Origin of the sequence: Bradyrhizobium sp. URHD0069 (assembly GCF_000701345.1) — a bacterium.
Classification (GTDB): domain Bacteria; phylum Pseudomonadota; class Alphaproteobacteria; order Rhizobiales; family Xanthobacteraceae; genus Bradyrhizobium.
Genome location: NZ_JNIJ01000010.1, coordinates 24,217 through 49,144, shown reverse-complemented (window position 1 = coordinate 49,144; position 24,928 = coordinate 24,217). Strand labels below are relative to the sequence as shown.

Genomic DNA, 24,928 nt, shown 5'->3' with positions numbered 1-24,928 from the left:
GGCTTTCAGGTGATCGCGCATGGCCGACCCAGCACCGTACACAGTCAGCTACAATTTTAGCAACTTTCAAACCAGTTCGCCGACGACACCGCTGTCGGCCGTACAAGTCGACAACGAGCTTGCCGGGGTGGCAACGGCCGTTGCCGAGCCTGGTGCGATTAAGGATGTGCGTCGCTCTGACGGCGCACTGAAGAACGGCGTCGTCACGTTCGACAGTTTGGAACCAGGCTTGCAGCTCACGGTCGACCCGACAAACGGCCAGCGCGTCGCCGCCGCGGTCGCCACGGCGCAGATCCTAACCCGGAAGCCTGGCTCATTCCCGTTTATGCTACGACGATACGGCCGCCCACAGTGCCAGCGGGTTGCGTGGCCGTCTTTAATGGCGGATGGCGCGCTGAGGGCGAGTGGCGCATTGAATTGGCTGCAGGTCACTTAAATGCGGGTAAGCAGCAATGATCGGGCCCCGATAGGGCTTGGCTACGAATTAGCTTGTTCAGCGATCGAACGAAGGACGCGATATCAGCGAGCTCCAGCACCGCGCCGGTCCGGCGCGGGAGGATGGCCCGCAGGGTTTATTTTGGCAGTTTGATCATAGGTTTTCCTCGCCTTTCGACGGCCCGACGCGGCCGGCGGGCTCTTGCCAGCAATGTTCGTCGTCATCGCGCGCGGGCGCCGATCGCGAGCTCACCACGATGCGTTGGGGAATGCCGGCGCGCCAGTTGCCCGAGCGGATAAGCTGGAGGGCCTTCTTCCTTCCTATGCCAGCGCCGCAGTGGCCATCTCTGTGGCCTGGCCACCGGCCATTGTATTGGGTCGGTAACGTCGTGCAGATCGTTTAATCCCGATCGATGATCGAAAGGAACTGAGGAACGATAAGCGCGGCTCCGTAGATCGAAAGATGGTCGGAATCGGTGTAGAGAATATGCCCGTCTGAGTCGGTTGTGGCGCATTTTCCGTTGGGGCAGATTGCCTGGGCAACGTCGACGAAATGCACATCGAGTGTGGTGCGGGATTTGAACTCCGATACCACCTTCCGGAAGATATCGTATTCCGCGAATGAGATTGTAGGGCACGTCATCTGGAGGTAGTGAGGCCGCGTGTAACAGGCGGTGTTGGTGATCGGCGCCCAACCCGCGATGATGACAGGCCCCTTGAAACCGGGAAGCAGCGCGGCCACTTCACTCAGCATCGTATTCTCTGCCGTGGCCTGGTCGGCAATTTTTACTTGCTCGTCACCTCGGTAAAGGGCGCCCCCACCGTAGTTGAGCCAGCGCTGGCCGACGATCACCGCCTTGTACTGGTAGGTTTTCACCCACTCCAGCAGCGTCTCGCGGGCCTTTTTACAACCAGCCGTCAGACTTGGCGAAGCGGACGATATTGTCGTTAGTGTCGCGCCGTTAAAGCAGCTCGCATATCCTGCGTAGTGGAATCGGTAGCGGTCGCCGCCCACGCGATCGAGCGTCTTGGTGAAGTGGTCGACGTGCGAGTCTCCAAACACAAGGATCATCGGGCCGTCCGCCTTGCCGAATACGCAAGGCTCGGTGCAGCCCAGGTGACCGAGAATTTCCTTGGAGACCAGCGTTTCTGTATTCTGGTAGCGCAGCCCCAAAGCGTTCGCGTCGACACGCCATGGCAGGCCGTCGGGTATCGCCAGCAGCGCGGGAATGGAAATCGCTATAGCCGCAAGGGTCATCATCGTCGCGCTGACATACGGCAGCTTCAGGTCGAAGATCCAACGTTTATGGATCGGCCGTTCGATCGCGTAATGAAGCGCGGCGCCAAACGCCAGCGAGATGAAGAACAGTTTCAAGGCTTCGTTCGTTGTGAGGCCACGGAAGAAAAAGTATTCCGTGAGGACGATCAGCGGCCAATGCACGAGATAGACCGAATAGCTGATGCGTCCCAAGGCTGCAGATGTCTCGTTTCTGAGAACGATCCCGGTGCGGCTTGTCTCGCCGCCCAGGATCACGAGCGCCGCGCCGATCGTCGGGACAAGCATTGCGGCAGGGTTATGAAAGACCTTTCCGTCTATGAATAGGACCGCACAGCAAATCAGGATGACGCCGATGAGGAACGCGAGTTCCGCAAGGGCTCCGCGAACAGGTGGCAGCCAAAGCAACAGCGCTCCGATCGCAAATTCGAAAACCCGAAACGGCGTCAGGTAGAAGGTGGCCGCTGGCCAGAACAATCCCGCAAGCACGGCCGATGCCAAGCTGACGATCGCGGCGGCTCCGATCATCTGCGGCGCGGACCATCGCGTCCTGGCTGACATGGCAAAAGCGACCAAGGCAGGCCACACAAGATAAAACTGCCACTCGACGCCAAGCGTCCATGTGTGCAGCAACGGTTTCAGTCGGGCGGAAAGATCGAAATAGTCGCTCTCCTGCCAGAACAGGATATTCGAAACACCGAAGACCGACGCCGCGGCGGAAGCTGCGAAGCTCCGCAGGTGCTCGGGAGAAAGCATAAGAAACGCGGCGCCGCTCGTTGCAGCGATGACGACGAACATTGCTGGCAAGAGCCGCCGGCCGCGTCGGGCAAGGAAGCCCATGGTTCTGAAGCGGTCCAGCTCGAGATCAGCCCTGATCATCCTGGTGATCAGGTAGCCGGAAATGACGAAGAAGACGTCGACGCCAACGAAGCCGCCAGCAAATTTCGAAAAGCCGAGATGAAATAGAAGCACGGCAATGACGGCGACAGCCCGCAGCCCGTCAATATCGGGACGGTAGCGATCGACGCGGCCCGTGATTGGAACCTTAAGCTGGCTTCCGTGCATCGGACCGGAATACCCCGACCACCCCGATTAGTACACCCCCCGCAAGCTCCACAACCCACACGAAACCCCACCCCTGCAGCCCGTAAGGAGCGGATCAGGAAGCTTTGCGAGGCCGGAATATCCTTTCGTCGAAAGGCCTCGCCTAAACCGGTTTATGAAACGGCTGTTCTGCGCGGACAGCTGAAACGTCCCGGGACCAGCCTTCAGCGGTGTTGAAGCCGACGACGCGGATTGGATTCTTATATTGACCGTGGAATTCAAGACGGTGCCGGTCGAATCGTTCCGGTGTTAATCGAGCGCGGCCAACCCAGGCTGTGTCACGAACGGCCAAGAGCCGTTTTGTAATGGGGCTCACGCTAGGCGTACTTCGCAGGCGGCAGATCGCCGAGCACGGTCATTGGATCAAAAGTAAATTGCATCGAGTATTGCTTCAAGCCACGCCATTTCCGATGCCGACTGATTAGCCAATTAAAGAATGAGGCCGGGCCGTCGTATTCCACTGCAATCGTCAATACCGTCGTTTTGATACCAGACGCGCGGAAAGCGGTGGTGCTTCCTTCCGGATCCGGTGAGTAGACGTTCAGATCGTGGTCGTCGATGCGCATCAGATAAAGCGGCTGGCCTGGAGCAATCTGTCGAACGTTTGAATTGAACAGCTCAGGAAATGCATCGCGGGGCTCGCCTCGCTTAAAGTCACCGCTTAGTTTAAAGGTGACGTTTTCCGCTCTGATGCTCCCGATATTGATAAGCGTGAGATCAATAAAGATGTCCTGAAAGCGGTGTTGGTCCGTTCGTAACGTCTTCGTGCCGGTGCGATCTTTCATATCAATATCGAAAGGCGGGCCAAACGTATTGTTGAGCGTTTGATATATCTCAAGCACTGGGCGTTTTCGTGCAACGACGACCTGAAGGCCGACGCGCAATGCTCCCGTTAGAGCCGATGCGGACATATCCATGAGTTTTTCTTTCGTTTCTGGCAACCCGCTCTAAACGTTATTCGGATCAGTTAAGCCAGCCCGGTTTAGCACGAGACGACCCAACGCGGTCACTTCAAGATTGCCTTTCGGTTCGCCGGTGAAGGTATCAAACGAGGGAAGTTTGGTCTTGCTGTCGAGATCAACGTGCTTATTGAGCAGAGACAAACGGGTTAACCGATCAATCGAGGCCTGATACAGTCCCCATCGCTCCCTGACTAGCGGATCTTGATTGTTGATTGTAGGTTGCGCTGGTCTAAGTTTTGCGAACTTCTCGCGGCCCTTATTTCGCGACGCGAAGGCGTCCAACAGCAGCAGATCGCCATCATCGAGATCTCCGATCAACACCAGCACGCGTTTTTCGTTTAGCTTGTCTTTTTCGTCAGACCTAATTCCTTGGGCGACGGCGCGGGCTAGATACCGCTTTCGTTCATCACTGAGTGCACGGACAGCCTGGTATGCCCCATCCTCGATTAGATCGACATTTTCTGGCTTTTTCATTGCGGCGTCGACGTTCGCAATTCTGAGCGAGTCGATTTCCTCGCTCAGATACAAGAGGTATTTTTCGACGCGCTCAATCCGTTGGTTTGGCACAATCTCAGTTATGACCTCCGCCAGCGCTTGCCCCACGATCGGAATATTCGAGATCACGGAACGTATGACTGCTGCCGTTCTGTCCCCACCGCCGGCGCCCAACGACGGAATACCTCGAGTTTCCTCGGGCTTTGGTTCGGCCAGCTGCGACGCAGTGGGCGGATCACTGGGATCTGTCATTTTTTTTCTTCGCCTTCAGCCCAAGGCATGATCAATTTCCAAAAGCAATATCAAAGGACACGAGCCGCACACCGGCTTTCTGCAATTGCTCATTCACAACAGGACATGAAGGCCAACGTCGCAAGGAGGAAGCTGCGCATTATGATATCCTCACGCTGCCGCGCGATCTTCTTTTGCGTCGCCACGAGCGACGATCTTCAGTGCATCATCGGGTAACGGCCGTTGCAGCGCTTTCGTCTCGTCCCACGGCGCGCGCATCCAGACGTCGAATTCCTCTTCCGTCGTTAGGATCACCGGCATTGCTTTCGGATGTATCGGTTCAACGATCGCGTTCGGCGCCGTCGTCAAAAAGCCGTAGACCAGATGTGGGCCGGGGACAGGCTTCGACTTGGTGCCGCGGTCGCCTCTGAATTCAGTCCAGATCCCGGCGAAAGCGAAGAGCGGCCGATCATCGTTCAGCGCGAACCAGACGACGTCCTTTTTGCCGGTCGCAGGATTGGTCTCCGGTGCATATTCAGCGAAGCTGTTCGCCGGCACCAGGCATCGGCTTTCCGGCTTCAGCCAGCCTCGCCAGTGCGGCGAAGTGGTGTTGCGGATATTGGTGACGGGGAAACCGCCGGCGCGCGGTGGCGGCGGCATGCCCCAACGCATCATGGTCAGTTCTCGCTCGGCGCCGACGTTGCGGATGACCGGCGCCGGATAGTCAGGAAATACACCCGGCATCGGCGGCAGGTTGCCGACGTATCGGTTCATCACTCGAAAAAGCGCGATGATGGCGGCTTGGTTGGTTGTGATGCTGTAGAGGTTGCACACCAGCTTATCCCCTCGCTTTTCGTGGATCGAACTCTGGCCAGTTCTTGAGTGGCTTCATCGACGGCAAATCTTTCGGTCGCTCAGGATAATGGAATTCGGTGCCGCGCAGCCAGCGCCCCTCGAACCTATCCCAAAACAAGATCGCGTCCATCTGCCAGGTGAATTCATAAACGCACCAGAGACCTCCGTCTCGGATCTTCTCGCCCGTCGCGTTCAGCGGAATGCTGTTCAGTTTGCAGAGCGCGTTGATTTCGTCCCAATGCGCGCGAACATAGCTGTCTTCAAGCGCGACGTGGTAGGGGCGGCTCGGCTTCCATCGATCGTGACCCCCGTCGCGTGAGTGAAAGCCGGACCGTTGCATCAGCATTTCAGGCAAGCGCGCGATGGCCGCAGCGATGCGCCTGGCTTCGTCGGACGTTAAATGGTTATGCCCAAACGACCACTTTTGCAGATCATCCCGGCAGTGGACTGAAGCCAATCGAATGCCGTTGGCGTCGCGCACGTCGTACACGTCGGCGCTTGTCTGCTCGACCAGGCGGCGGAAATCGGCGTTTGTGGTCGCTTGACTCCATGAGAACAGAATGAGAACATTCCGTGCGTCCAGTCAACTCGGAACCGGTCATGTCGCAGAGCGCCGCGCCAAATTCACAGGCCGACGCAGACCGGCTCGAAGCGGCGGCGGATGAAGCGATTGCGGCGTGCGGCGGTGACGTGCGAGACGCGCTGAAAGCTATGATCGTAGCAAACGAGTTTCTGGAATCGGAAGCCGCTCAAAATGGCGTTCACGCTGCTGCCCGATCTTCCTTATCGGCGCCACGCGCAACGATCTTCAGCGAGAAGATCATCGGTGTCTTCCTCTTGAGCCGCTTTTGTATGCGGCCCAATGCTCCCATTGTTTGACGGCGGCACCTTCGGTCCGGTCTTCGGTGCGGTGATGCACACCCTTGTAGTTTCCGGAGGCAACCCATATCGATTCTGACTTTTGATGCGTGCTGACGGAGTAAGTCTCGCCTGAAACGGTGACGATGGTTGGCTCTCGTGCGGCGGGTACGGGAACAGCTCCGGCAATCGCCGCTCGCAGGGCTTCAACCGGCCGAGCACTCGGCATGACAAAATCCTTTGGCATTTCGACAAATACGTCGCGCGTGGACAACTTCATCAGGCCGGCGAAATGACGCTTCCGTCTTGGGACCGCTTTCTCTGCGTGTTGGCAAATTGCATGCAGCGTGGCTGGTTGGAAAAAAAGTTCCAGATCAGACAGTTTTGCCAAAATCAATTCCGCTCGGCGTATCAGGCCGTCGATTTCTGTTCTGATCGAACCTATGGACGCAGCAACCCGTTGAGCGTCGCCAGTCAGCGACATCGTGACTGCCGCAGTCGCGTTCATCAGCCGGTCAAACTCGGCGAGGATATCCGTGGGTGCCAAGCACAGGTGCCTGGGCATTGCGATGCCCTCAATCGCTCTGCCGTTGGCCGATTGCACTGTTTCGAACACCCAAGGCATATGACTCCGCAAGCGGTCGCTAACGGTGGAAAATCCTTGCAACACGTTCGATGAAGAAATGCGGTCGAGCCAACCGGAGAACTGTGTGATTGCACTTCGAATCTCTCGCACACGTCGCAGCGCATCGCGACGACCGATGGCAGCTTCGAAGTCTGCGGTGTATTGGTCAAAGTCCTCATTGTAGATTGTCTTGGCGCAGATCCACCCCACCATGAACCGGGTGCCATCGACATTCATTACGAAGCCGGCCTTGTGCTGATGGCTTCCGTGCACGCAGGTGAATTCGGGGATGTCCATGCCGCGAAGGTCATATTTGAACTCGACATGGGCGTCTGCGTAGTTGGCCGGTACCTGCCTCACTAAGCCTTCGAGTGTTTCCGGATTGTCGATCTCAAGATCAAGGTCGATCAGCCGATCGTCACTAACATTGGCCCAATGGCCGCGCGTGGTGACGGTCTTCGCCTTGGATTCAGGCATCAAATCTCCCGTATCAAAAATTGAAAAGGCAGACTCAGTACGCAGACTCAGCGCAACGTCGGCAAGGTACCACAGTCGCGTCGGTGCTGGGTTGGACGACACGCCAACGCGACGAAAACGGGCGGTTTTAGTACCTCGACTCTATAAGAACATAATGAGAACATTACAAGACCCCGTCAACTCGGAATCGGTCATGTCGCAGAGCGCCGCGCCAAATCCACAGGCCGACGCGGGCCAGCTTGAAGAGGCAACGGACCAGGCAATAGCGGCGTGCGGTGGCGATGTGCGTGACGCCGTGAAGGCGCTGATCGTCGCAAACGGATACTTAGAAGCGGAAGTGCGAGAACTGCGCGCTGCTGTTTCGAGCGGCTACGCGCGAGGCAAATTCGAACCGGCGCCACGCGACCGCAAGGATTGATACGATTGAGTTGAGGCGAGGAACATGGCCGAAGTGACGTATTACGTTGCGCTGCCGTTCGTTGCGAGTGACGACGGTGTGGCGGCAGGCGAGCCGACAGAATGCTTCAATCCAAATGCCGCTGTGATGCGCGCGGAAGCGCTCTCGCGCAAAGAGGGGCACGTTGGCGCCGTCGCGTTTAGTCGCACGGGTGACCCTGCTACCGGCGATTTTAGCGACGCAAAGGTAATTCGGAAATTTGGCGCCGTGCCTGATGACCTGAGCGCGCTGTAGCGGGGCCTGCATGTGAGCAACCTAGGACCCATCGCGGTCGCCCTTTTTAGCTGGATCGTTTTTAATGCGATCGGAAAGCCTTTGCTGCGGTTCATTGACCTGAGAACCGAGGTTCGTCGCACGATGATCTTGTACGACAATATCAGGGCGCGGTGGAGACAGGTTGGTGATGCGGTCGTCGCCGTCGCTGGTACTGACACGACGCCCGACAATGTCGAACGTCTCGAGGAAGCAGAACATCAGTATCGGGATTTGGCGTCACAGATTCGGGCGTTCGCTGACACGCAATCGCCAACCTGCATTGTTCTACGATGGTTCGGTTTTGACCTGCGGAAGGCTTCGTCAGGGCTTATAGGATTGTCAAATACGCTGAACACTTACGGAAAAGGTCGGGCGTCCCACAAGGAAGCGATCAACGCCGCAATGAAATTTCCCGCGTAAGCTAAAGGCTGATTTCCGGGAGTCGCGGCACGGTCCAATCAATACAGGGTTCGAGCGTGATGTTTTTCGCAGCCGCCTACGGATCTACCAAGAGCAGATTGGTCGTCGTCTCCGCTCTGCGCATCCATGCCAGCGTGTCCAAACATCTGTAGCCAATTATCTCTTCAATGGCTTCGTAGCTTGCAATAAGGTCGCGGCGAAATATCGGCTCGTGATGCGCGATGCGATTTCTAAGCTGACGTACTTCGTCTGCTACAGCGAAAATCCGCGTGCGAATTTGCTCAACCGTCATGCCCGGAGGCGCGTTTGGGAATTCGATTTTAAGGTGCGGCCGCCAAAGCCGACGGTCGTGGCGACCGGTGAACATAGAAACCCAAAAGGCGAATTTTAGGTCGGCGATCACTTTGCCCGTGCTCTGTGGCGCATGGTGTCGTTGTCTAACTTTCACGATCTCCCTACGCGGGCTGAAGTGGCGGTAGTCAGGCAAGCTGCGTTCAAAGGTTGCGGCCCACGGCCATGTCGGGCTGTAGGTGGCCGTCGCAGCGTTCGCGACCGCGTTCCGGATGCATATTTCGAAGAGATGGAGAGGCAATAGAAAAGCGCTGGAAACGCGAGCATTCCACCCATAGAGCCGCAGAGCCGCTTCGTTGTCGTTGTTGCAGGCGACGAAGTACGTTGCGAACCGGGGAGTTGAAAGCGTTGCAGGAATTTTTAACTGTTCTTGCGGCGAAAAGTCTCTTGGCATCCAGGTGTCCGAATAAGGAACCGTTAATAGGTTCCGTTCCGAAGCGTTTAAACTTCGATTGACAGAGCGTCAAAGTAGCATACATGTACGTACATGAGCTTTAGGACACGCGGGCCGCAAGGCCTCCCCCTAGGGACATATGAAATCGGAAACGGGCGGCTCGCGAGAGTCGCCTTTTTCTTTGATTCTTTGCATTTTTGTGGTTCAGCGCCGCCTCCGCTACCTGTCATTCTGAGTGTAGGTACTGCCTTCCGCTGTGTGGGAAGCCTGTGTGGGACGAAACCGCTAAAGCGCTGAAAAGCCTGAAAAAGCTGGTGCTGCCAGACAGGATTGAACTGTCGACCTCTCCATTACCAATGGAGTGCTCTACCACTGAGCTACGGCAGCGTGCCCGGATGCGAGAATCGGCCAAAAAGGCCCGACGAGGCGGCCGATCCTTGCCACAAGGCCCTCTCGCGCGCAAGCGCGCGGACCCCCCGCGAGGCCATCAAAAAGCAGCCACAATCAGCGCTGAACGCCCGCGGCCTGCTTGCCAGCTCAGTTGCGGGCCAATCCGGTTCCCCATTTCCTCGCCCAAGGCCTGCAGCGCCTTGATCGGGCGGATCATGACCTCGAATTCGATCATTTGGCCGGCGTCGTTGAATTTAATGAGATCGATGCCCTTGAGCTGCCATTTGCCGATATTGGCGGCAAATTCCAGCGCGGCATCGTGAGAGCCGGCTATAAAGATGCGGTCATAGCGGAAATTTTCGAAGATCTGCACCACCGTCGTCAGTACCAGCAAGGTCGCGGTATGTCCGGGAATCGGCGATTGCACGAATGGCGAACGAAACACAATATGTTCTGACAGAAGCGAGGCCAGCAGGTCGCGATCGCCTGACGCGACAAAGCGATGCCAACCATCCAAACTCCGCTGTGGCTGGGGCGCCAGGGCATGGTTTCGCCCATCTGGTTGTTCTCCCGGGAATGTCGCTTGAGAAGCGAGGCATTTTAGCAGGTTCACGATGAAGGACGAGAACGATAAACGCGGGCAAGCCGGAGCCGCAGCGAAAAATCCGCGCCAGGATCGGCTGAAGCTGGCTTTGCGCGAAAATCTCAAGCGGCGAAAATCGCAGGCGAGGGCGCGAGGCGACGTCATCATCGCATCTACCAATGATGATGATGGCTCACCACATGGCGAGAGCGGCAAAAAGCCGGGCCAATAGCTGGCTCGTCGAGCGATGTGAGAAGGAAATGAGTGCAGACACCACGACAGCAAACGGAACGGATCGCAGCGTTTCGCTGGCGGCCGCGTTCCCGCGTCTTGAGCAGACGTTCCCGGCGCTGACGCCGCAAGAGATCGCGCGCATGCGCCGGTTCGGCGAGCTGCGTCAATACAAGCACGGCGAAACATTGTTCAAGACCGGCACGCCCGGGCCCGGCATGTTTGTCATATTGTCGGGCCATGTGGCGATCACCCTGCGCGACGGCCTTGGGCACGTCACGCCGGTCATCGATCAGGGGCCGGGTCAGTTTCTCGCCGAAATCGGTCAGCTCTCGGGGCGCGTCTCCCTGGTCGACGGCCACGCCGAGGGCGACGTCGAAACGCTGTTGATTCCACCGGATAGATTGCGCGCCCTGCTGGTCGCCGAAGCCGATCTCGGCGAGCGGATCATGCGCGCGCTGATCCTGCGCCGGGTCAGCTTGATCCAGGGCGGCGTCGGCGGCCCGGTGCTGATCGGCGCGGCCTCGCTCGGCAGAGTGGCGCACATGCAAAATTTCCTGGCGCGCAACGGACAGCCTTACTACCTGCTCGATCCCGCCACCGACAAGGATGCGGCCGATCTGATCGCGCGCTATTCGCCTTCACCTGCCGATCTGCCGCTTGTGGTCTGTCCTGATGGCACGGTGTTGCGCAATCCATCCGAAACCGAGCTTGCCTATGCAGTGGGCATGATTGGGAGAAGAAGTCATGAAAAACTATTCGATGTCGCCGTCGTCGGCAGCGGCCCCGCCGGTCTTGCCACCGCGGTTTACGCGGCATCCGAAGGTCTGTCGGTAGCCGTGTTCGATGCGCGTTCTTTCGGCGGGCAAGCCGGCGCCAGCGCGCGAATCGAAAACTACCTCGGATTTCCCACCGGCATTTCGGGTCAGGCGCTCGCTGGCCGCGCTTTCACTCAAGCGCAAAAATTCGGCGCGGAAATGATGATTCCGGTCGCGGTGAGATCGCTCGATTGTTCGAAAAGCGACGGTCTCTTTGCGCTTGCGACGGACTGCGGGCAACTATTGCGCGCAAAATCCGTCGTGGTGGCCAGCGGCGCGCGCTACCGCCGGCCTGACATTGCAAACCTCGATAAGTTCGAAGGCCGCGGCGTCTGGTACTGGGCTTCGCCGATCGAGGCCAGGCTCTGCGCCGAGCAGGAAGTCGTCCTGGTCGGCGGCGGCAATTCCGCCGGACAGGCCGCGGTGTTCTTGTCGGGGCACGCCCGCAAGGTCCACATGGTGATCCGCGGCGGCGGCCTTGGTGTCAGCATGTCGCGCTATCTGATCGAGCGCATCGAGGCCACGCCGAACATCGAATTGGTGTTCAATACGCAGGTGGTTGCGCTGGAAGGCACGGAAGAGGGGGCGCTCGAGCGCGTGCGCTGGCGTAGCCGCTTGTCCGGCGAAGAGTACACCGTCGATATCCGCAATCTGTTTCTGTTTGTCGGCGCGGATCCCGCCACCGATTGGCTCAAGGGCTGCGGCGTCATGGTCGATCGCGGAGGTTTTGTGGTCACCGGCGCGCAATGCAAGAAGAGCGAGGGCCAATTGGCATCGACGCTGGAAACCTCGGTGCCCGGCGTGTTCGCGGTCGGCGATGTGCGGTCGGGATCGGTCAAGCGCGTCGGCGGTGCGATCGGCGAGGGTGCCCAGGTGGTGGCGGCGCTGCATGGATTCCTCGGGGATGCCGCGAAACCGGCGCTGTAGGCGGTGCGATATGTCCAAGCGCTGCACCCATATCACCGGTATCCAAACCGTCACGCCGAGCGCGCTCGGCTGCGAGGAATGCCTGAAGAGCGGCAGCCAGTGGCTGCACTTGAGGATCTGCCGCAGCTGCGGCCACGTTGGCTGCTGCGACGATTCCCCTAACAAGCACGCGACCGCGCATTTCCATGCCACCGGACATCCGGTGATCGAAGGCTATGACCCGCCCGAAGGTTGGGGTTGGTGTTATGTCGACGAAGCGCTGTTCGATCTCTCTAGTCGAAAGACTCCGCACAACGGACCGATCCCGCGCTACTACAACGAAGAATGAGGAAAACCGGATGCAATCCGTGGTCAAGATTTGCCGTGCCATCCTATTGGTCATGTTGATGGCGCTGGCTGTCGCGTTGCTCAATCCGGGCGCGGCTTCTGCGCAGGCGCCGCAAAGCAGGTTCGCCGAGGTCAACGGCGTCAAGCTGCACTATCTCGTGGCCGGCAAGGGCGATCCGGTGGTGTTGCTGCACGGCTACGCCCAGACCAGCCATATGTGGCTGCCGCTGATCGCAAAACTCGCCGACAAGCACACCGTGATCGCGCCTGATTTGCGCGGCTTCGGTCAATCGTCCGCGCCGGCGGACGGCTACACCAAGGCGGCAATGGCGCAGGACATCCACGCGCTGGTGAAGAGCCTCAAATACGACCGCATTCGCCTCGTCGGCCACGACATCGGGCTGATGGTCGCCTATGCCTATGCCGCGCAATATCCCACTGAGGTCGATCGTATCGTGCTGATGGAAGCGTTCCTGCCCGGCGTCGGCGAATGGAATAACGTCTTCCTGTTGCGCGACCTCTGGCATTTTCATTTCTACGGCAAGACGCCGCTGGCGCTGGTCACCGGTCGCGAACGGATCTATCTTGAACACTTCTGGAATGATTTTGCCGCCGACCCGACCAAATCCGTTTCGGAAGCCGACCGTCAGTTCTACGCTAAGGCCTATGCCCAGCCCGGTCACATGAAGGCCGGGATGGAAGTTTTCCGCGCCTTCCCGAAGGATGCCGAAGACTTCGCGGGATTCGCCAGGACCAAACTGACGATGCCGATGCTGGTGCTGTCAGGAGAAAAAGCCGGCGGCCCGTTTCTGATCGAGCAGGGCAAGATGGTCGCGACCAATGTCGAGGGCGTGCTGGTCAAGGGCAGCGGACACTGGCTGATGGAAGAAGCGCCAGACCAGGTGATTCCCAAGCTGGTCGAATTCCTCAATCGCTGAGGATTGACCAGACGATTCGACAAAAGTCGCCACGCACCATGGATGCCAAGCGGCGCGCGATTTGCACGCCGAATCCCAGACAGATGAATGGCAATTCCCCGTCGGGGGCCGTACGATCTGATTTTAAAATGGGGAGCGCATCATGATCCTGGGTATGAGTTTGTCTATGTTTGTCACCGTCCACGTTATCATCAGCCTGATCGGCATCGTGGCCGGCATTATCGTCATGTTCGGAATGCTTGGCTCCAACCGGATGCCGGGCCTGACCGCGATATTCCTGCTGTTCACGATCTTGACCAGCGCTACCGGTTTTCTGATTCCGCCTCTGGTGTCAGAGAAGCTGTTGCCGTCTCACATCATCGGCGCTCTCTCGCTGGTGCTGCTGGCGGTCGCCTGTTTCGCGCTTTACGGCCAGAAGCTTTCCGGCGGGTGGCGCTGGATCTATGTGCTGACGGCGTTGAGCTCGCTTTACCTCAACGTGTTCGTGCTGGTGATCCAGAGCTTCCTGAAAGTACCGGCGCTGCATGCGCTGGCGCCGAGCGAGCCGCCGTTCGCCATCGCCCAAGGCATCGTGCTGGTGTTCTTCGTCATCATGATCATCGGCGCGCTGCGGCGATATCGGCCGATACCCGCATTCGCCTGAGTTCGTCATTCCGGGGCGTGCGAAGCACGAACCCGGAATCTCGCGCTGATAATTTCTGGATTCCGGGTCCACGCGAAGGCGCGTGTCCCGGAATGACGGAATGCAAAAGGAGATGCTCCCATGCCAACCATCACCAATGCCGACCTGCTCGCCTTCATCAAAGGATGAAAGTCATCCTGTTCGGCGCCACCGGCATGGTCGGGCAGGGCGTGTTGCGCGAATGCCTGCTCGACGCGGGCGTTGAAAGCGTGCTTGCGGTCGTGCGCAGCCCGACCGGCCGGCGGCACGCCAAACTGCGCGAACTCCTGCACGACAGGTTTGAGGATTATTCGGCCATCGAATCTCAATTGGCGGGATACGACGCGTGCTTCTTCTGTCTCGGGGTCTCTTCGGTCGGCATGGGTGAGGAGCGCTATCGCCAACTGACCTATGACATCACCATGGCGGCAGCGAAGATGCTTTCGAAGCTCAACCCGGGCATGGTGTTCGTCTATGTCAGCGGCCGCGGCACCGACTCCAGCGGACACGGCCGGCTGATGTGGGCGCGCGTCAAAGGCAAGACCGAAAACGATCTGCTGAAATTGCCGTTCAAGGCGGCCTATATGTTTCGCCCCGCGGGCATCCAGCCGCTGCACGGCATCCGGTCCAAGACCGCCTGGGTGCAGGCGATCTACGTCGTAGCGGCGCCAGTGCTGACGCTGCTCCATCGTGTTGCGCCAAAATACATGACCTCGACCGAGCAGCTCGGCCGCGCCATGATCAGGGTCGCGCGCGACGGCTATCCACGGCCGGTGCTGGAAAGCGAAGATATCAATTCCATCTGACTGGTCATTCCGGGGCAGCCCGACAGGGCTGAACCTCAGGTGCGCAAGTGCGCACCGGGGAATCTCGAGATTCCGGGTTCGCGCTTGCGCGCGCCCCGGAATGACGACTCGCTCCATCACCCCGGCACAAACGCCGTCCCGCTCGCATCGGTAATCATCTGCACCGGCGCGCCGTAAAGCGCTTCCAGCCGCTCCCGCGTCAAAATCTGTTTGACCGGCCCCTCCGCGATGCGCTCGCCGCCTCGTAGCAAATAAGCGCGATCTGCGGTGCGCAGCGCGTGGTTGGGATCGTGGGTGGTGAAGAGGACGCCAAGGCCGGAGCTGGCAAGCGCGCGGATCTCACGCATGACCTTGCCCTGATTGCCGAAGTCAAGATTTGCCGTCGGCTCGTCCAGCACGATGAACTGCGGCTCCTGCGCCAGCGCGCGCGCAAGCAACGCCAATTGACGCTCGCCGCCGGAAATCAAGGTGTAGGGCCTTTGCGCAAGCTGCGCGATACCGAGCCGGTCGAGCATGGTCGCAGCTACCATCCGGTCCTTCGACGTCGGCCGGGCGAACAGATCTCCGTGCGCCGTGCGGCCCATCAAGACGACCGTTTCCACGGAAAATGCAAATGTCGCGACGTGGGTTTGCGGCACGTATGCGATCAGGCGTGCACGTTCTCGAGCCGTGTGGGAAGACAATGCCGCTCCATCGAGCCGCACTTCACCCGCTTTCGGCGTCAATAGTCCGAGCAGCGTCTTGAGCAATGTGGTCTTGCCGCCGCCATTCGGTCCCAGCAGCGCCAGCACCTCGCCCTTCTCCAGTTTGACATCGAGCCCGGCGCCGACGACGCGGTCCTGATAGCCAATGGTGAGCTTATGGCCTTCGAGGATCATGACCAGTTCTTTTGCACGCTGGCGAGCAGCCAGATGAAGAAGGGCGTGCCGATGACGGCCGTCAAAATGCCAAGCGGAATTTCGACCTGTGCCATGGTTCGCGCCAGCGTGTCGATCAGCAAGAGATAACCCCCGCCAAGAATTGCCGCAGCAGGTAACAGCCGCGCAAAATCGGGACCGACCAGCGAGCGTGCAAGATGCGGCACGACCAGTCCGACCCAGCCGATGATGCCGGCGGTGGCCACACTTGCGGATGTGACGAGCGTCGCGGCGGCCACGATGGCGACGCGCAACGGCCCGGTGGCGACGCCGAGCGCGCGCCTCTTCTTCCGGAAGCGACATCACATTCATTCGCCAGCGCAATGCGACCAGGACCGCCGTTCCGGCCGCGACACGACCGAATAGCGGAAGCAGATCCGAAACCCCGGTCGCAGACAGGCTGCCCAGCAGCCAGAACGTCATTGCCGGAAGCTGGTTGTAGGGGTCGGCGAGATATTTCACCAGGCCAACGCCGGCGCCGAACAGCGATCCGACTACAACCCCGGTAAGCACCAGCGCCAGGATCGGATCGCGTGAACGCACCGAGGCGCCGATCGCATAAACGATTCCGACCGCAAGCAGGCCGCCGAGGAAGGCAACAGCCTGGATTGCGAAGACGCCGAGCGAGAGATAGATGCCAACGACGGCGCCGAGCGCCGCGCCCGACGATGCCCCGAGAATGTCGGGAGAGACCAGCGGATTGCGAAACAGCCCCTGAAACGCCGTGCCGGCGACCGCGAGCGCCGCGCCGACCAGCATCGCAGCAATCACTCGCGGACCACGAACCTGCAGTACGACGCTTTCGAGCGCGGGCGACACGTCCGCACGATGGCCGATAGCCTTCGCATAAAGAACGCTCAAGAGGTCGCCAAGTCCCACCGGATAGCGGCCGACAGTAAGAGCAAGCAACAGTCCTGCGATCAGGACCGCGGTTGCGATCGCAAATCCGGGCACGGCGGATCGGGCTTTTTTCATGCGGTGGAAGCTATCAATCCCGGCCCGCAAGTACATGGTCGATTTGCGCTGCCGTCGGCGTCACGTGATAGAAACGGGAATAAAAATCCTGCGTCAGCGCACGCAGATCTTCCGGAAAGCGCTGCGGATAGAGAATTTTGGCGAGCCACCAAAGTCCGATCAGGCGGTTCACCGATGGCGGAAAATCCACCCAGCCGAACGGCATTTTGGGTGACAGATGCACACGGTTGTCGCGCACCGCCTTGACCGAAGCCCAGGAGGGGTCGTTGCGTACCGTCGCGGCGAACTCCTGATCGATGGTCACGATCACCTCGGGATTCCAGACCAGAATCTGTTCAATCGAAACATTGGCGAGACCGCCTTGTGTTTCTCCTGCCACATTGCGGCTGATCAATTCGATGGTCTCGACATTGATCGAGCCGCCGAGCCCGGTCGTGAGCCCGCGCGGCCCTCGCGCATAATAGACCCGCGGCCGCTCGCCCGTTGCAATCGGGTCGATGCGGCCGAGAATCGTCTTGAGCGTATCTTCCGCGTAGCGCGCATGCTTCTCGGCATCCTCGCGGCGGCCGATCAACTCGCCGAGCGAACGGTAGGTCTTGGCAATCCCGGCGAAGCGACCATCCAGCAGCGCGTAGGGAATGCCGGTTTGCTCCTGCACGCGGTCCGCGAGCGACACGAAGGTGGAGCTGGTCGATCCGACGTCGAGAATGAGATCGGGCTTGAGCGCGAGCACCGTTTCCAGATTAGCGGTGTTGCCGCGTCCGGTGATGCGCCCGACTTCGGGCCGCGTGCAAATCTCCGGAAGCATGTAGGCGCACTCTTCGGGCCGATTGGCGCGCGGCCAACCAATCAGCATTTCGGGCGCCAGTGTATAGAGAAGGATGGCCGCCGGCGGTCCGGCGGGAAACACGCGCGATACCTTTGCAGGCACCGGCACGGTACGCCCCGCCGCATCGTTCACGGTCTGCGCCGATGCGCAGCGCGGCGTGAACAAAGCCGCCGACAGACCCGCGATCAGAGTGCGGCGGTCGATCAATCGACGCCTACCATCACGTCACTCGCCTTGATCACGGCGACGGCCGCCTTGCCTTTGGTTAGCGTGAGTTCGTCAACGGCTTCATTGGTGATCGAGGCCGTGACGATGACCCCGCCGCCAATATCGATTCGGATATGCGACGTGGTTGCGCCCTTCACCACGTCGACGATGGTGCCCTTGAGTTGATTGCGCGCGCTGATCTTCATCGAAAACTCTCCCTTTTTATTCCGGCAGATTGGGCGCTGAAAATCCGTAGCTGGCAAGGATACGCTGTCCCTCTGACGACAGAATGAACAGTGCAAACCGATAGGCACCGGGCGAAGCATCGGCCATGACGGTCAGGCCGTAGTCCGCGCTGACCGCCAGCGCGTCCGGCAGGGCGATCATTTGCAGGCCGGGATTCTCCTTTTGCGCATCGCGGGCGGCGGTGCAATAGGCCAGGAAAATGTCGGCCCGGTCCTCGGAGAGATGCCAGCCATAGGCGTTGCGTCCGACCGGCGGCGCAGCACTCGCGGCACCGCCGGCGAGCTGCAGCGCTTTCTTCTCCAGCGCCGACCGGGCATTCGGCCGCATTGCTTCCGCCTTGCGGAAGGCTTCAAAGGCATAGTCGCCGGATGGATCGGCCCTGGGTGTCGACGTTCCGAGTTTCACTTCCGGATCGAGCATGCGGTCGAGCAGGGTAGCGCTGGTCACGGCGAGCCCTGGACGAACCAGTGCGCAGAGCTTGTTTCGCGCGAACAGAACCGCAGGCCCGCTTTTGTTCGCGGTCGCCAGCGCCTGCGGATGCTCCATATTCGCCGAGGCAAACACCTCTGCCTTGGCGCCCGCGGCGATCTCGTCCCTGAGCAGGCCCGACGCACCGAATTTCGCCTGCACCTTGAGCTGCGACGATTTTTCGAAGGTTTGGCCGATTTCCGTCAGCGCCCCGCGCAGGCTGCCGGCCGCGTGCAGGGCAACCACACGCCGGCAATTCATAATGACCGCAATCCATCTCTGGAAGCTCGACGCCTTGCCTCCAGCAAGGCGATGTAACCACGATTTGGAACGAGATGCAGCCAGCCCGGGAACAGCATTGGCGATGTCGGCGATGTCGCATGGCCCGATGTGCACGCCCGCCGCGGGAATAGCCGTGCAATTAGGCAAAAGCGCCCCAAAACCCATCAAATAGCCGCAAACTGCAAGCTTTTGCCATCAGGGCCTTGTTCGCCCTATACTTTGGGCATGCAAAAACTGGGGGCGGCATGGATCGCATTCGCATCGTTGGCGGCAGCAAGCTCAATGGCACCATTGCGATCTCGGGCGCGAAGAATGCCGCGCTGCCGCTGATGATCGCGGGGCTCCTGACCGAGGAGACGTTGATCCTCGACAACGTGCCGCGGCTTGCCGACGTCGCGCAACTGCAGCGCATTCTCGGCAATCACGGCGTCGATATCATGTCGGCGGGAAAGCGCCCCGGCGACCATGAGTATCAGGGCCAGACCCTGCATATTTCGGCGGCCAATATCATCGATACGACCGCACCGTACGAGCTGGTGTCGCGGATGCGCGCCAGCTTCTGGGTGATCGCGCCGCTGTTGGCGCGGATGCATGAGGCCAAGGTTTCGCTGCCCGGCGGTTGCGCCATCGGGACGCGGCCGGTCGATCTCTTGATCATGGCGCTGGAGAAACTCGGCGCGGAACTCACGATCGACGGCGGCTATGTGATTGCCAAGGCTCCCGGCGGGCTGAAGGGCGCCAATATCGACTTTGCGAAGGTGACGGTGAGCGGCACCCATGTCGCGCTGATGGCGGCGAGCTTGGCCAAGGGCACCACGGTAATCACCAACGCGGCCTGCGAGCCGGAAATTCTTGATGTCGCCGACTGCCTGAACAAGATGGGCGCGCGCGTTTCCGGCGCGGGCACGCCCCGCATCGTCGTCGAAGGTGTCACCAAGCTGCACGGCGCGCGGCATACCGTGCTGCCGGATCGGATCGAGACCGGCACCTATGCGATGGCGGTAGCGATGACCGGGGGCGACGTGCAACTGTCCGGCGCGCGCCCCGAACTCTTGCAATCGGCGCTCGACGTGCTGACGCAGGCCGGCGCGGTGATCTCCGTCAACAACCAGGGCATCCGGGTCGCCCGCAACGGCGCCGGTATCGAGCCGGTGAGGGTTTCGACCGCGCCGTTTCCGGGCTTTCCGACCGATCTGCAGGCGCAGCTGATGGCGCTGATGGCCTGCGCCAAGGGCTCTTCGCGTATCACCGAGACGATTTTCGAAAATCGCTTCATGCATGTGCAGGAACTGGCGCGGTTCGGTGCGCGGATTCACCTCGACGGCGAGACCGCCACCATCGAGGGCATCGCCAAACTGCGCGGCGCGCCTGTGATGGCGACCGATCTGCGCGCATCCGTGTCGCTGGTGATCGCGGGGCTCGCCGCCGAAGGCGAGACCATGGTCAACCGCGTCTATCACCTCGACCGTGGCTTCGAGCGGCTCGAAGACAAATTGTCTGCGTGCGGCGCTACTATCGAGCGCATCAGCGGTTGAACACTGGCGCGTATTCCGCAAAAGCGGACACCGGCTTTGCGAACAGAATACGCGCAAATTATACTGGCGCGTATTCCGCAAAAGTGGGCACCGGTTTTGCGAATAGAATACGCGCAAATTATACTGGCGCGTATTCCGCAAAAGTGGGCACCGGTTTTGCGAATAGAATACGCGCAAACTATAGGGGTGATCGGTGGCGCCTCAGCTCAAATTGATCGCGCTCGATGCCGACGACCTCGCCGTTATTTCCGCGCATGTCCAGGATGCCCGCGTGTACACCGCGGACATCATCTGGCGGCAGGGCGAAAAGCGGCTGGTGATCGGCATGAACCGGCTGGATTGGGAGCAGACCCTGGCCGGCGAAACCGCTCCGCGCCGTTTCATCGCGGCGCTTCGTTTCGACCGCGTGTTGGCGTGCAAATCGCGCAACATCGATTTGGAGGCGCCGGAGGCCGCGCTGGAGCTGGTTGGCATCGAGTTTCATCCCAGGGAAGCGCCGAGCGGCAGCGCGGTCCTGATGTTCGGCCAGGGCGCGGTGCTGCGGCTCGACGTCGAATGCCTGGAATGCGAGCTGACCGATCTCGGCACCGACGATCTCGGGACCTCTGAGCCCGGCGAAGGCGCCGAGTCGTCGGGGCTAGGCGCGTGAGGCCGTGCGCGCTTAATATAGAAGCGTCATTCCGGGGCGCGCAGCGAACCCGGAATCTCGAGATTCCGGGTCTGGTCCTCGCGGACCATCCCGGAATGACGGAAGATAAGCTCTGCCCCTATTCGATCCGCTTAACTTAATCCATCAAACCAAAGGGTTGACGGCTAATTGCCGCCGCGCCATTGAGCAGCAGGTCTTTAAATAAAGACCCCCGCCGGAAAGCCACCATGCCCGTTCGTCTTGACAGCAGCAGTGCCGATTTCACCCAGCGATTCGCGCAATTTCTCGCGATGAAGCGCGAGGTATCGGCCGATATCGAGCGCGCCACCCGCGCCATTGTCGACGACGTGGCCGCGCGGGGCGATGCGGCGCTGATCGAGGCGACGCGCAAGTTCGACCGCCTTGACCTCGATGCGGCCCGCTTGCGCGTGACCGCGGAGGAAATCGACGCCGCGGTGAAGGCTTGCGACGCCGCAACCATCGACGCGCTCAAATTCGCCCGCGACCGGGTCGAGGTGTTCCATCGGCGGCAATTGCCGAAAGACGATCGCTTCAGCGATGCGCTTGGCGTCGAACTGGGCTGGCGCTGGAGCGCGATCGAGTCGGTCGGCCTATATGTTCCCGGCGGCACCGCCGCCTATCCGTCTTCGGTGCTGATGAATGCGGTGCCGGCGATGGTCGCGGGCGTGGCGCGCGTCGTGATGGTGGTGCCGTCGCCGGACGGCAAGCTCAATCCGCTGGTGCTGGCGGCGGCGCATCTCGGAGGCGTGTCCGAAATCTACCGCGTCGGTGGCGCGCAGGCGGTGGCGGCGCTGGCCTATGGCACCGCGACCATCGCGCCGGTCGCAAAAATCGTCGGCCCCGGTAACGCCTATGTCGCCGCCGCCAAGCGGCTGGTGTTCGGCAAGGTCGGCATCGATATGATCGCCGGGCCCTCGGAAGTGCTTGTGATCGCCGACCAGACCGGCAATGCCGGCTGGATCGCTGCCGATCTGCTGGCGCAGGCCGAGCACGACGTCAATGCGCAGTCGATCCTGATCACCGACAATGCCGCGCTCGCCGATGACGTTGAACGCGCGGTGGAATCGCAATTGAGCACGCTGCCCCGGGCGGATATCGCGCGGGCCTCGTGGAGCGAGTTTGGCGCGGTCATCCTCGTGAAAAACCTTGACGAGGCCGCGTCGCTGGCAAACGCCGTCGCCGCCGAGCATCTGGAAATCATGACAGCAGATCCGGAGGCGCTCTCGGAAAAAATCCGCAATGCCGGCGCGATCTTTCTCGGGGCCCATACGCCGGAGGCGATCGGCGACTATGTCGGCGGCTCCAACCACGTGCTGCCGACCGCGCGTTCGGCGCGGTTCTCGTCGGGACTAGGCGTGCTCGACTTCATGAAGCGAACCTCGATCCTGAAATGCGGGCCGGACCAGCTCCGGGCGCTCGGACCGGCGGCGATGACGCTGGGCAAGGCCGAAGGTCTCGACGCCCATGCGCGCTCGGTCGGACTGCGCCTCAATCTGTCATGACCAAGCCGCCGCCAGATGAGGATTCCAAAAATCGCATCGTCGCGGTGACGCTCGACGAGGAATCGATCGGGCGCTCCGGCCCCGACATCGAGCACGAGCGCGCGATCGCCATTTACGACCTCATCGAAGAGAATCTGTTCGCGCCGGAAAGCGCGAGCGAGGGGCCGTTCACCCTGCACATCGGCATTACCGGCAACCGGCTGATGTTCGACATTCGCCGCGAAGACGGCACGCCGGTGGTGGCGCATCTGTTGTCGCTGACGCCGTTCCGGCGACTCGTGAAAGATTATTTCATGATTTGCGACAGCTACTATCAGGCGATCCGCACCGCGACGCCGGACAAGATCGAGGCCATCGACATGGGCCGCCGTGGCATCCACGACGAAGGCTCGCGCACGCTGCAGGAGCGGTTGAAGGGCAAGGTGCGGGTCGATTTCGAAACCGCCCGGCGGCTGTTCACGCTGATCTGCGTGCTGCATTGGAAGGGCTAGCACATGATCCCGAAAAGTGAGCACCGGATTTCGGATCAGGTCATGCGCAAAAAAAGACTCAGTATGACCCGGAAAAGTGGATACCGGTTTTTCGAGAAGGTCATGCCCAGGAGCGTCCGCATGACCCGGACCCGAAGGGCCGCGAGTGGGCCCCGGTTTTCCCGGACAAACGATTTCGTTTGTCTCGAGGTCATGCCCAAAATCAAAGAAGCTTAAACGCGTGGAGGCGCCTTCGCGCGTACGCACTCCGCAGGCCGTGTTGTTCGCATGCGGCCTGAACAGCGTGCGTTCGCCGATGGCAGCAAGCCTGCTGCAGCAGATGTTTCCGCATGCGCTTTACGTGAAATCGGCAGGCGTCCGGAAAGCCGAGCTCGATCCGTTCGCGGTCGCGGTGATGGCCGAATTGGGTCAGGATATCTCTAGCCACAAGCCGATCACGTTTGAAGAGCTGGACGATTGGGAAGGGCTCAACTTCGACCTGATCATCACCTTGTCGCCCGAGGCGCATCACAAGGCGCTGGAACTGACGCGCACGCACGCGGCCGACGTGGAATACTGGCCGACGAATGATCCCACCGGCGCCGAGGGCAACCGCGAGCAGAAGCTGCAAGCCTATCGCGAGGTCTGTGACAGCCTGTTGCTGCGCATCCGCAAACGGTTTTCGAAAGCCGGCGCGGCGAATGGCTGATGAACCAAAGACGCGACCGATAACCGAGATGCGGCCGATAGTCGGAGATGCGGCTGATAACCGGGATGTCGTCCCGGCGAACGGGGGGAACCATACTCCGTGAAGTTGCGACTTGAGGCAGTGGCCATGGCAGCTTTCTTTCAATCATGGCCGCCTGCGGTTATGGATCCCCGCCTGCGCGGGGACGACAACGGTGGTTGTCCAAAGGAATGCCTTCCGATAGGTTCCGCGCGCGTTCACCCTCCGGTCCCTCCCGACAAAAGCCCGCATGCTAGGCCGCCCTAAATTCGTTCTTGCTTCCGGTTCGCCGCGCCGGCTGGCCTTGCTCAATCAGGCCGGCATCGAGCCCGATGCGTTGCGTCCCGCCGACGTCGACGAGACTCCGAAGCGGGGCGAGTTGCCGCGCGCCTGCGCCAACCGGCTCGCCCGTGCCAAGGCCGACGCCGCGCTCAAATCGGTGCAGCTCGACGACGAACTGCGCGGCGCCTTCATTCTCGCCGCCGACACCGTGGTGGCGGTCGGCCGCCGCATCCTGCCCAAGGCCAATCTGGTCGACGAAGCCGCGCAATGCCTGCGGCTGTTGTCGGGGCGCAACCACCGCGTCTACACCGCGATCTGCCTGGTGACGCCGAAGGTGGCGTTTCGCCAGCGCCTCATCGAGACGCGGGTGCGCTTCAAGCGCTTAAGCGAGGACGACATCCAGACCTATATCGGCTCCGGCGAATGGCGCGGCAAGGCCGGCGGCTACGCCGTGCAGGGCATCGCCGGATCGTTCGTGGTCAAGCTGGTCGGCTCCTACACCAATATCGTGGGCCTGCCGCTCTATGAAACCACTGGGCTGCTGGGTGGGGAGGGTTTCCCGATTCGTTTCGGGTGGTTGAATGCCAGCTAAGCCGAAAAAGGCCGCCCGCGCCGGCAAGGCAGCCGCAAAACGGTGCCCGATCTGCGGCAAGCCGGCCACCGAGGCTTCTCGTCCGTTTTGTTCCGAGCGCTGCCGGGATGTCGATTTGAACCGCTGGCTGTCGAATTCCTACGTGATTCCCGCCGCCAAGGACGACGACGAAGACGCGGAGTAAGCGCGATTCCGTGTGCTTTTTGCGCGAATCGCGGCCAATTCGTCCGTCGCCGCCCTTCAAGCTATGCCGGACACGCTTCGGCTGCGGCGTGGCTGCGCTACGCGAAGCCGCAGGCGAAGCGTGGTGGACAGGGCCGTCCGGCCTGACTATAAACCGGCGCTCCCGG

29 protein-coding genes, 1 tRNA gene and 1 pseudogene are annotated in these 24,928 nt (G+C 60.5%); 16 read left to right on the top strand and 15 right to left on the bottom strand.

Translation table 11 applies throughout. The features are described from left to right. Window positions 1-19 precede the first annotated feature (19 nt). Window positions 20-436 carry a hypothetical protein gene (locus N554_RS0104460; protein ID WP_029582378.1) on the top strand — a complete coding sequence of 139 codons (417 nt, stop codon included), beginning with the start codon at window positions 20-22 and terminating at the stop codon, window positions 434-436. A gap of 399 nt (window positions 437-835) precedes the next feature. Here N554_RS0104460 and N554_RS37150 read toward each other — a convergent pair whose 3' ends face one another. The 5 genes from N554_RS37150 to N554_RS35370 form a co-directional block, all read right to left on the bottom strand. Beyond that, complete coding sequence (locus N554_RS37150; protein WP_051677312.1) at window positions 836-2,776, bottom strand: acyltransferase family protein; 1,941 nt, start codon at window positions 2,774-2,776, stop codon at window positions 836-838. Window positions 2,777-3,132: 356 nt separating this feature from the next. Next, a complete protein-coding gene (locus N554_RS0104450) occupies window positions 3,133-3,732 on the bottom strand; it encodes a hypothetical protein (protein WP_029582376.1) in 600 nt (199 codons plus the stop codon). A gap of 30 nt (window positions 3,733-3,762) precedes the next feature. After that, complete coding sequence (locus N554_RS0104445; RefSeq protein ID WP_029582375.1) at window positions 3,763-4,524, bottom strand: hypothetical protein; 762 nt, start codon at window positions 4,522-4,524, stop codon at window positions 3,763-3,765. Between the two features lie 150 nt (window positions 4,525-4,674). Further along, on the bottom strand, window positions 4,675-5,337 hold the full coding sequence (locus tag N554_RS0104440) for an SOS response-associated peptidase (RefSeq protein WP_029582374.1): 663 nt from the start codon (window positions 5,335-5,337) through the stop codon (window positions 4,675-4,677). A 4-nt stretch (window positions 5,338-5,341) separates the two neighbouring features. After that, window positions 5,342-5,848, bottom strand: a complete 507-nt coding sequence (locus N554_RS35370; protein ID WP_245283517.1) for a hypothetical protein — start codon at window positions 5,846-5,848, stop codon at window positions 5,342-5,344. Window positions 5,849-5,958: 110 nt separating this feature from the next. On the opposite strand from N554_RS35370, the gene N554_RS37840 reads away from it, so the two are divergent. Next, entirely contained in the window at window positions 5,959-6,237 is a 279-nt protein-coding gene (locus N554_RS37840; protein WP_081851106.1) for a hypothetical protein, read from the top strand. Here the strand turns inward: N554_RS37840 and N554_RS0104425 are convergent. Next, window positions 6,179-7,318, bottom strand: coding sequence for a hypothetical protein (locus N554_RS0104425; RefSeq protein ID WP_029582373.1), 1,140 nt, complete (start codon window positions 7,316-7,318; stop codon window positions 6,179-6,181). The two genes, N554_RS37840 and N554_RS0104425, sit on opposite strands and share 59 nt — an antisense overlap. A gap of 193 nt (window positions 7,319-7,511) precedes the next feature. Here N554_RS0104425 and N554_RS0104420 point away from each other — a divergent pair, with 193 nt between their 5' ends. Together N554_RS0104420 and N554_RS0104415 are read left to right on the top strand one after the other, a co-directional pair. Further along, the gene (locus N554_RS0104420; RefSeq protein WP_036052412.1) at window positions 7,512-7,736 is read left to right on the top strand and encodes a hypothetical protein; all 225 of its coding nucleotides are present in this window, start codon (window positions 7,512-7,514) and stop codon (window positions 7,734-7,736) included. Between the two features lie 24 nt (window positions 7,737-7,760). Continuing rightward, window positions 7,761-8,009 carry a hypothetical protein gene (locus N554_RS0104415; RefSeq protein WP_029582371.1) on the top strand — a complete coding sequence of 83 codons (249 nt, stop codon included), beginning with the start codon at window positions 7,761-7,763 and terminating at the stop codon, window positions 8,007-8,009. 21 nt (window positions 8,010-8,030) lie between these two features. Here the strand turns inward: N554_RS0104415 and N554_RS41455 are convergent, their stop codons facing one another. The 4 genes from N554_RS41455 to N554_RS42870 all read right to left on the bottom strand — a co-directional run bounded on the left by N554_RS41455 (window position 8,031) and on the right by N554_RS42870 (window position 10,384). Then, window positions 8,031-8,249, bottom strand: a complete 219-nt coding sequence (locus tag N554_RS41455) for a hypothetical protein (RefSeq protein WP_156041768.1) — start codon at window positions 8,247-8,249, stop codon at window positions 8,031-8,033. 277 nt (window positions 8,250-8,526) lie between these two features. Then, a complete protein-coding gene (locus N554_RS0104405; RefSeq protein ID WP_029582369.1) occupies window positions 8,527-9,195 on the bottom strand; it encodes a hypothetical protein in 669 nt (222 codons plus the stop codon). A 312-nt stretch (window positions 9,196-9,507) separates the two neighbouring features. Beyond that, window positions 9,508-9,582, bottom strand: a tRNA-Thr gene (locus tag N554_RS0104400). 100 nt (window positions 9,583-9,682) lie between these two features. Then, a complete protein-coding gene (locus tag N554_RS42870; protein WP_371259454.1) occupies window positions 9,683-10,384 on the bottom strand; it encodes a nuclear transport factor 2-like protein in 702 nt (233 codons plus the stop codon). A 44-nt stretch (window positions 10,385-10,428) separates the two neighbouring features. On the opposite strand from N554_RS42870, the gene N554_RS0104385 reads away from it, so the two are divergent. The 5 genes from N554_RS0104385 (at window position 10,429) to N554_RS0104365 (ending at window position 14,876) form a co-directional block, all read left to right on the top strand. Continuing rightward, the gene (locus N554_RS0104385) at window positions 10,429-12,144 is read left to right on the top strand and encodes an FAD-dependent oxidoreductase (RefSeq protein ID WP_029582366.1); all 1,716 of its coding nucleotides are present in this window, start codon (window positions 10,429-10,431) and stop codon (window positions 12,142-12,144) included. 10 nt (window positions 12,145-12,154) lie between these two features. Next, window positions 12,155-12,472: a UBP-type zinc finger domain-containing protein gene (locus tag N554_RS0104380; protein ID WP_029582365.1), complete on the top strand. Its 318-nt coding sequence runs from the start codon at window positions 12,155-12,157 to the stop codon at window positions 12,470-12,472. 10 nt (window positions 12,473-12,482) lie between these two features. Beyond that, window positions 12,483-13,409 (top strand): alpha/beta fold hydrolase, encoded by a 927-nt coding sequence (locus N554_RS0104375; RefSeq protein WP_029582364.1) that lies wholly within the window; start codon window positions 12,483-12,485, stop codon window positions 13,407-13,409. A gap of 142 nt (window positions 13,410-13,551) precedes the next feature. After that, window positions 13,552-14,052 (top strand): hypothetical protein, encoded by a 501-nt coding sequence (locus N554_RS0104370; protein ID WP_029582363.1) that lies wholly within the window; start codon window positions 13,552-13,554, stop codon window positions 14,050-14,052. Window positions 14,053-14,216: 164 nt separating this feature from the next. Further along, the gene (locus N554_RS0104365) at window positions 14,217-14,876 is read left to right on the top strand and encodes a Rossmann-fold NAD(P)-binding domain-containing protein (RefSeq protein WP_029582362.1); all 660 of its coding nucleotides are present in this window, start codon (window positions 14,217-14,219) and stop codon (window positions 14,874-14,876) included. A 116-nt stretch (window positions 14,877-14,992) separates the two neighbouring features. On the opposite strand, the gene N554_RS0104360 is transcribed toward N554_RS0104365, so the two are convergent. The 5 genes and pseudogenes from N554_RS0104360 to N554_RS0104340 all read right to left on the bottom strand — a co-directional run bounded on the left by N554_RS0104360 (window position 14,993) and on the right by N554_RS0104340 (window position 18,779). Beyond that, the gene (locus N554_RS0104360; RefSeq protein WP_036052407.1) at window positions 14,993-15,754 is read right to left on the bottom strand and encodes an ABC transporter ATP-binding protein; all 762 of its coding nucleotides are present in this window, start codon (window positions 15,752-15,754) and stop codon (window positions 14,993-14,995) included. Continuing rightward, window positions 15,751-16,768: pseudogene (locus N554_RS35365) on the bottom strand (FecCD family ABC transporter permease). The gene N554_RS0104360 and the pseudogene N554_RS35365 overlap by 4 nt, the downstream one beginning before the upstream one ends. A gap of 13 nt (window positions 16,769-16,781) precedes the next feature. Next, window positions 16,782-17,804 (bottom strand): iron ABC transporter substrate-binding protein, encoded by a 1,023-nt coding sequence (locus tag N554_RS0104350; RefSeq protein WP_029582360.1) that lies wholly within the window; start codon window positions 17,802-17,804, stop codon window positions 16,782-16,784. Further along, on the bottom strand, window positions 17,801-18,010 hold the full coding sequence (locus N554_RS0104345) for a TOBE domain-containing protein (RefSeq protein WP_029582359.1): 210 nt from the start codon (window positions 18,008-18,010) through the stop codon (window positions 17,801-17,803). The genes N554_RS0104350 and N554_RS0104345 overlap by 4 nt, the downstream gene beginning before the upstream one ends. A 16-nt stretch (window positions 18,011-18,026) precedes the next feature. Beyond that, a complete protein-coding gene (locus tag N554_RS0104340) occupies window positions 18,027-18,779 on the bottom strand; it encodes a molybdate ABC transporter substrate-binding protein (RefSeq protein ID WP_051677324.1) in 753 nt (250 codons plus the stop codon). 266 nt (window positions 18,780-19,045) lie between these two features. Between N554_RS0104340 and murA the strand changes: the two genes are divergently transcribed. From murA to yacG, 7 genes are all read left to right on the top strand, one after another. Next, window positions 19,046-20,335, top strand: coding sequence for a UDP-N-acetylglucosamine 1-carboxyvinyltransferase (murA, locus tag N554_RS0104335; RefSeq protein WP_029582357.1), 1,290 nt, complete (start codon window positions 19,046-19,048; stop codon window positions 20,333-20,335). A 193-nt stretch (window positions 20,336-20,528) separates the two neighbouring features. Beyond that, window positions 20,529-20,984, top strand: a complete 456-nt coding sequence (locus N554_RS0104330; RefSeq protein WP_029582356.1) for a DUF2948 family protein — start codon at window positions 20,529-20,531, stop codon at window positions 20,982-20,984. A 227-nt stretch (window positions 20,985-21,211) separates the two neighbouring features. After that, window positions 21,212-22,507 (top strand): histidinol dehydrogenase, encoded by a 1,296-nt coding sequence (gene hisD, locus N554_RS0104325; protein ID WP_029582355.1) that lies wholly within the window; start codon window positions 21,212-21,214, stop codon window positions 22,505-22,507. After that, window positions 22,504-22,998, top strand: a complete 495-nt coding sequence (locus tag N554_RS0104320) for a UPF0262 family protein (protein WP_029582354.1) — start codon at window positions 22,504-22,506, stop codon at window positions 22,996-22,998. Before hisD ends, N554_RS0104320 begins: the two co-directional genes overlap by 4 nt. 220 nt (window positions 22,999-23,218) lie before the next feature. Further along, window positions 23,219-23,686, top strand: coding sequence for an arsenate-mycothiol transferase ArsC (locus N554_RS0104310; protein WP_029582352.1), 468 nt, complete (start codon window positions 23,219-23,221; stop codon window positions 23,684-23,686). Between the two features lie 268 nt (window positions 23,687-23,954). After that, window positions 23,955-24,578, top strand: coding sequence for a Maf-like protein (locus N554_RS0104305; RefSeq protein WP_029582351.1), 624 nt, complete (start codon window positions 23,955-23,957; stop codon window positions 24,576-24,578). After that, window positions 24,568-24,762, top strand: coding sequence for a DNA gyrase inhibitor YacG (gene yacG / locus N554_RS0104300; protein WP_029582350.1), 195 nt, complete (start codon window positions 24,568-24,570; stop codon window positions 24,760-24,762). Before N554_RS0104305 ends, yacG begins: the two co-directional genes overlap by 11 nt. The last annotated feature ends 166 nt before the right edge of the window (window positions 24,763-24,928 follow it).

Coding starts and splice junctions, on each gene's coding strand:
- N554_RS0104380 (WP_029582365.1), top strand. CDS start 12,155: ATGTCCAAGCGCTGCACCCATATCACCGGTATCCAAACCGTCACGCCG.
- N554_RS0104365 (WP_029582362.1), top strand. CDS start 14,217: ATGAAAGTCATCCTGTTCGGCGCCACCGGCATGGTCGGGCAGGGCGTG.
- N554_RS0104420 (WP_036052412.1), top strand. CDS start 7,512: ATGTCGCAGAGCGCCGCGCCAAATCCACAGGCCGACGCGGGCCAGCTT.
- yacG (WP_029582350.1), top strand. CDS start 24,568: ATGCCAGCTAAGCCGAAAAAGGCCGCCCGCGCCGGCAAGGCAGCCGCA.
- N554_RS0104345 (WP_029582359.1), bottom strand. CDS start 18,010: ATGAAGATCAGCGCGCGCAATCAACTCAAGGGCACCATCGTCGACGTG.
- N554_RS0104320 (WP_029582354.1), top strand. CDS start 22,504: ATGACCAAGCCGCCGCCAGATGAGGATTCCAAAAATCGCATCGTCGCG.
- N554_RS37840 (WP_081851106.1), top strand. CDS start 5,959: ATGTCGCAGAGCGCCGCGCCAAATTCACAGGCCGACGCAGACCGGCTC.
- hisD (WP_029582355.1), top strand. CDS start 21,212: ATGCCCGTTCGTCTTGACAGCAGCAGTGCCGATTTCACCCAGCGATTC.
- N554_RS0104405 (WP_029582369.1), bottom strand. CDS start 9,195: ATGCCAAGAGACTTTTCGCCGCAAGAACAGTTAAAAATTCCTGCAACG.
- N554_RS0104340 (WP_051677324.1), bottom strand. CDS start 18,779: ATGAATTGCCGGCGTGTGGTTGCCCTGCACGCGGCCGGCAGCCTGCGC.
- N554_RS0104415 (WP_029582371.1), top strand. CDS start 7,761: ATGGCCGAAGTGACGTATTACGTTGCGCTGCCGTTCGTTGCGAGTGAC.
- N554_RS0104370 (WP_029582363.1), top strand. CDS start 13,552: ATGATCCTGGGTATGAGTTTGTCTATGTTTGTCACCGTCCACGTTATC.
- N554_RS0104385 (WP_029582366.1), top strand. CDS start 10,429: ATGAGTGCAGACACCACGACAGCAAACGGAACGGATCGCAGCGTTTCG.
- murA (WP_029582357.1), top strand. CDS start 19,046: ATGGATCGCATTCGCATCGTTGGCGGCAGCAAGCTCAATGGCACCATT.
- N554_RS0104360 (WP_036052407.1), bottom strand. CDS start 15,754: ATGATCCTCGAAGGCCATAAGCTCACCATTGGCTATCAGGACCGCGTC.
- N554_RS37150 (WP_051677312.1), bottom strand. CDS start 2,776: ATGCACGGAAGCCAGCTTAAGGTTCCAATCACGGGCCGCGTCGATCGC.
- N554_RS41455 (WP_156041768.1), bottom strand. CDS start 8,249: ATGTTCTGCTTCCTCGAGACGTTCGACATTGTCGGGCGTCGTGTCAGT.
- N554_RS0104460 (WP_029582378.1), top strand. CDS start 20: ATGGCCGACCCAGCACCGTACACAGTCAGCTACAATTTTAGCAACTTT.
- N554_RS0104445 (WP_029582375.1), bottom strand. CDS start 4,524: ATGACAGATCCCAGTGATCCGCCCACTGCGTCGCAGCTGGCCGAACCA.
- N554_RS0104375 (WP_029582364.1), top strand. CDS start 12,483: ATGCAATCCGTGGTCAAGATTTGCCGTGCCATCCTATTGGTCATGTTG.
- N554_RS0104450 (WP_029582376.1), bottom strand. CDS start 3,732: ATGGATATGTCCGCATCGGCTCTAACGGGAGCATTGCGCGTCGGCCTT.
- N554_RS0104425 (WP_029582373.1), bottom strand. CDS start 7,318: ATGCCTGAATCCAAGGCGAAGACCGTCACCACGCGCGGCCATTGGGCC.
- N554_RS0104305 (WP_029582351.1), top strand. CDS start 23,955: ATGCTAGGCCGCCCTAAATTCGTTCTTGCTTCCGGTTCGCCGCGCCGG.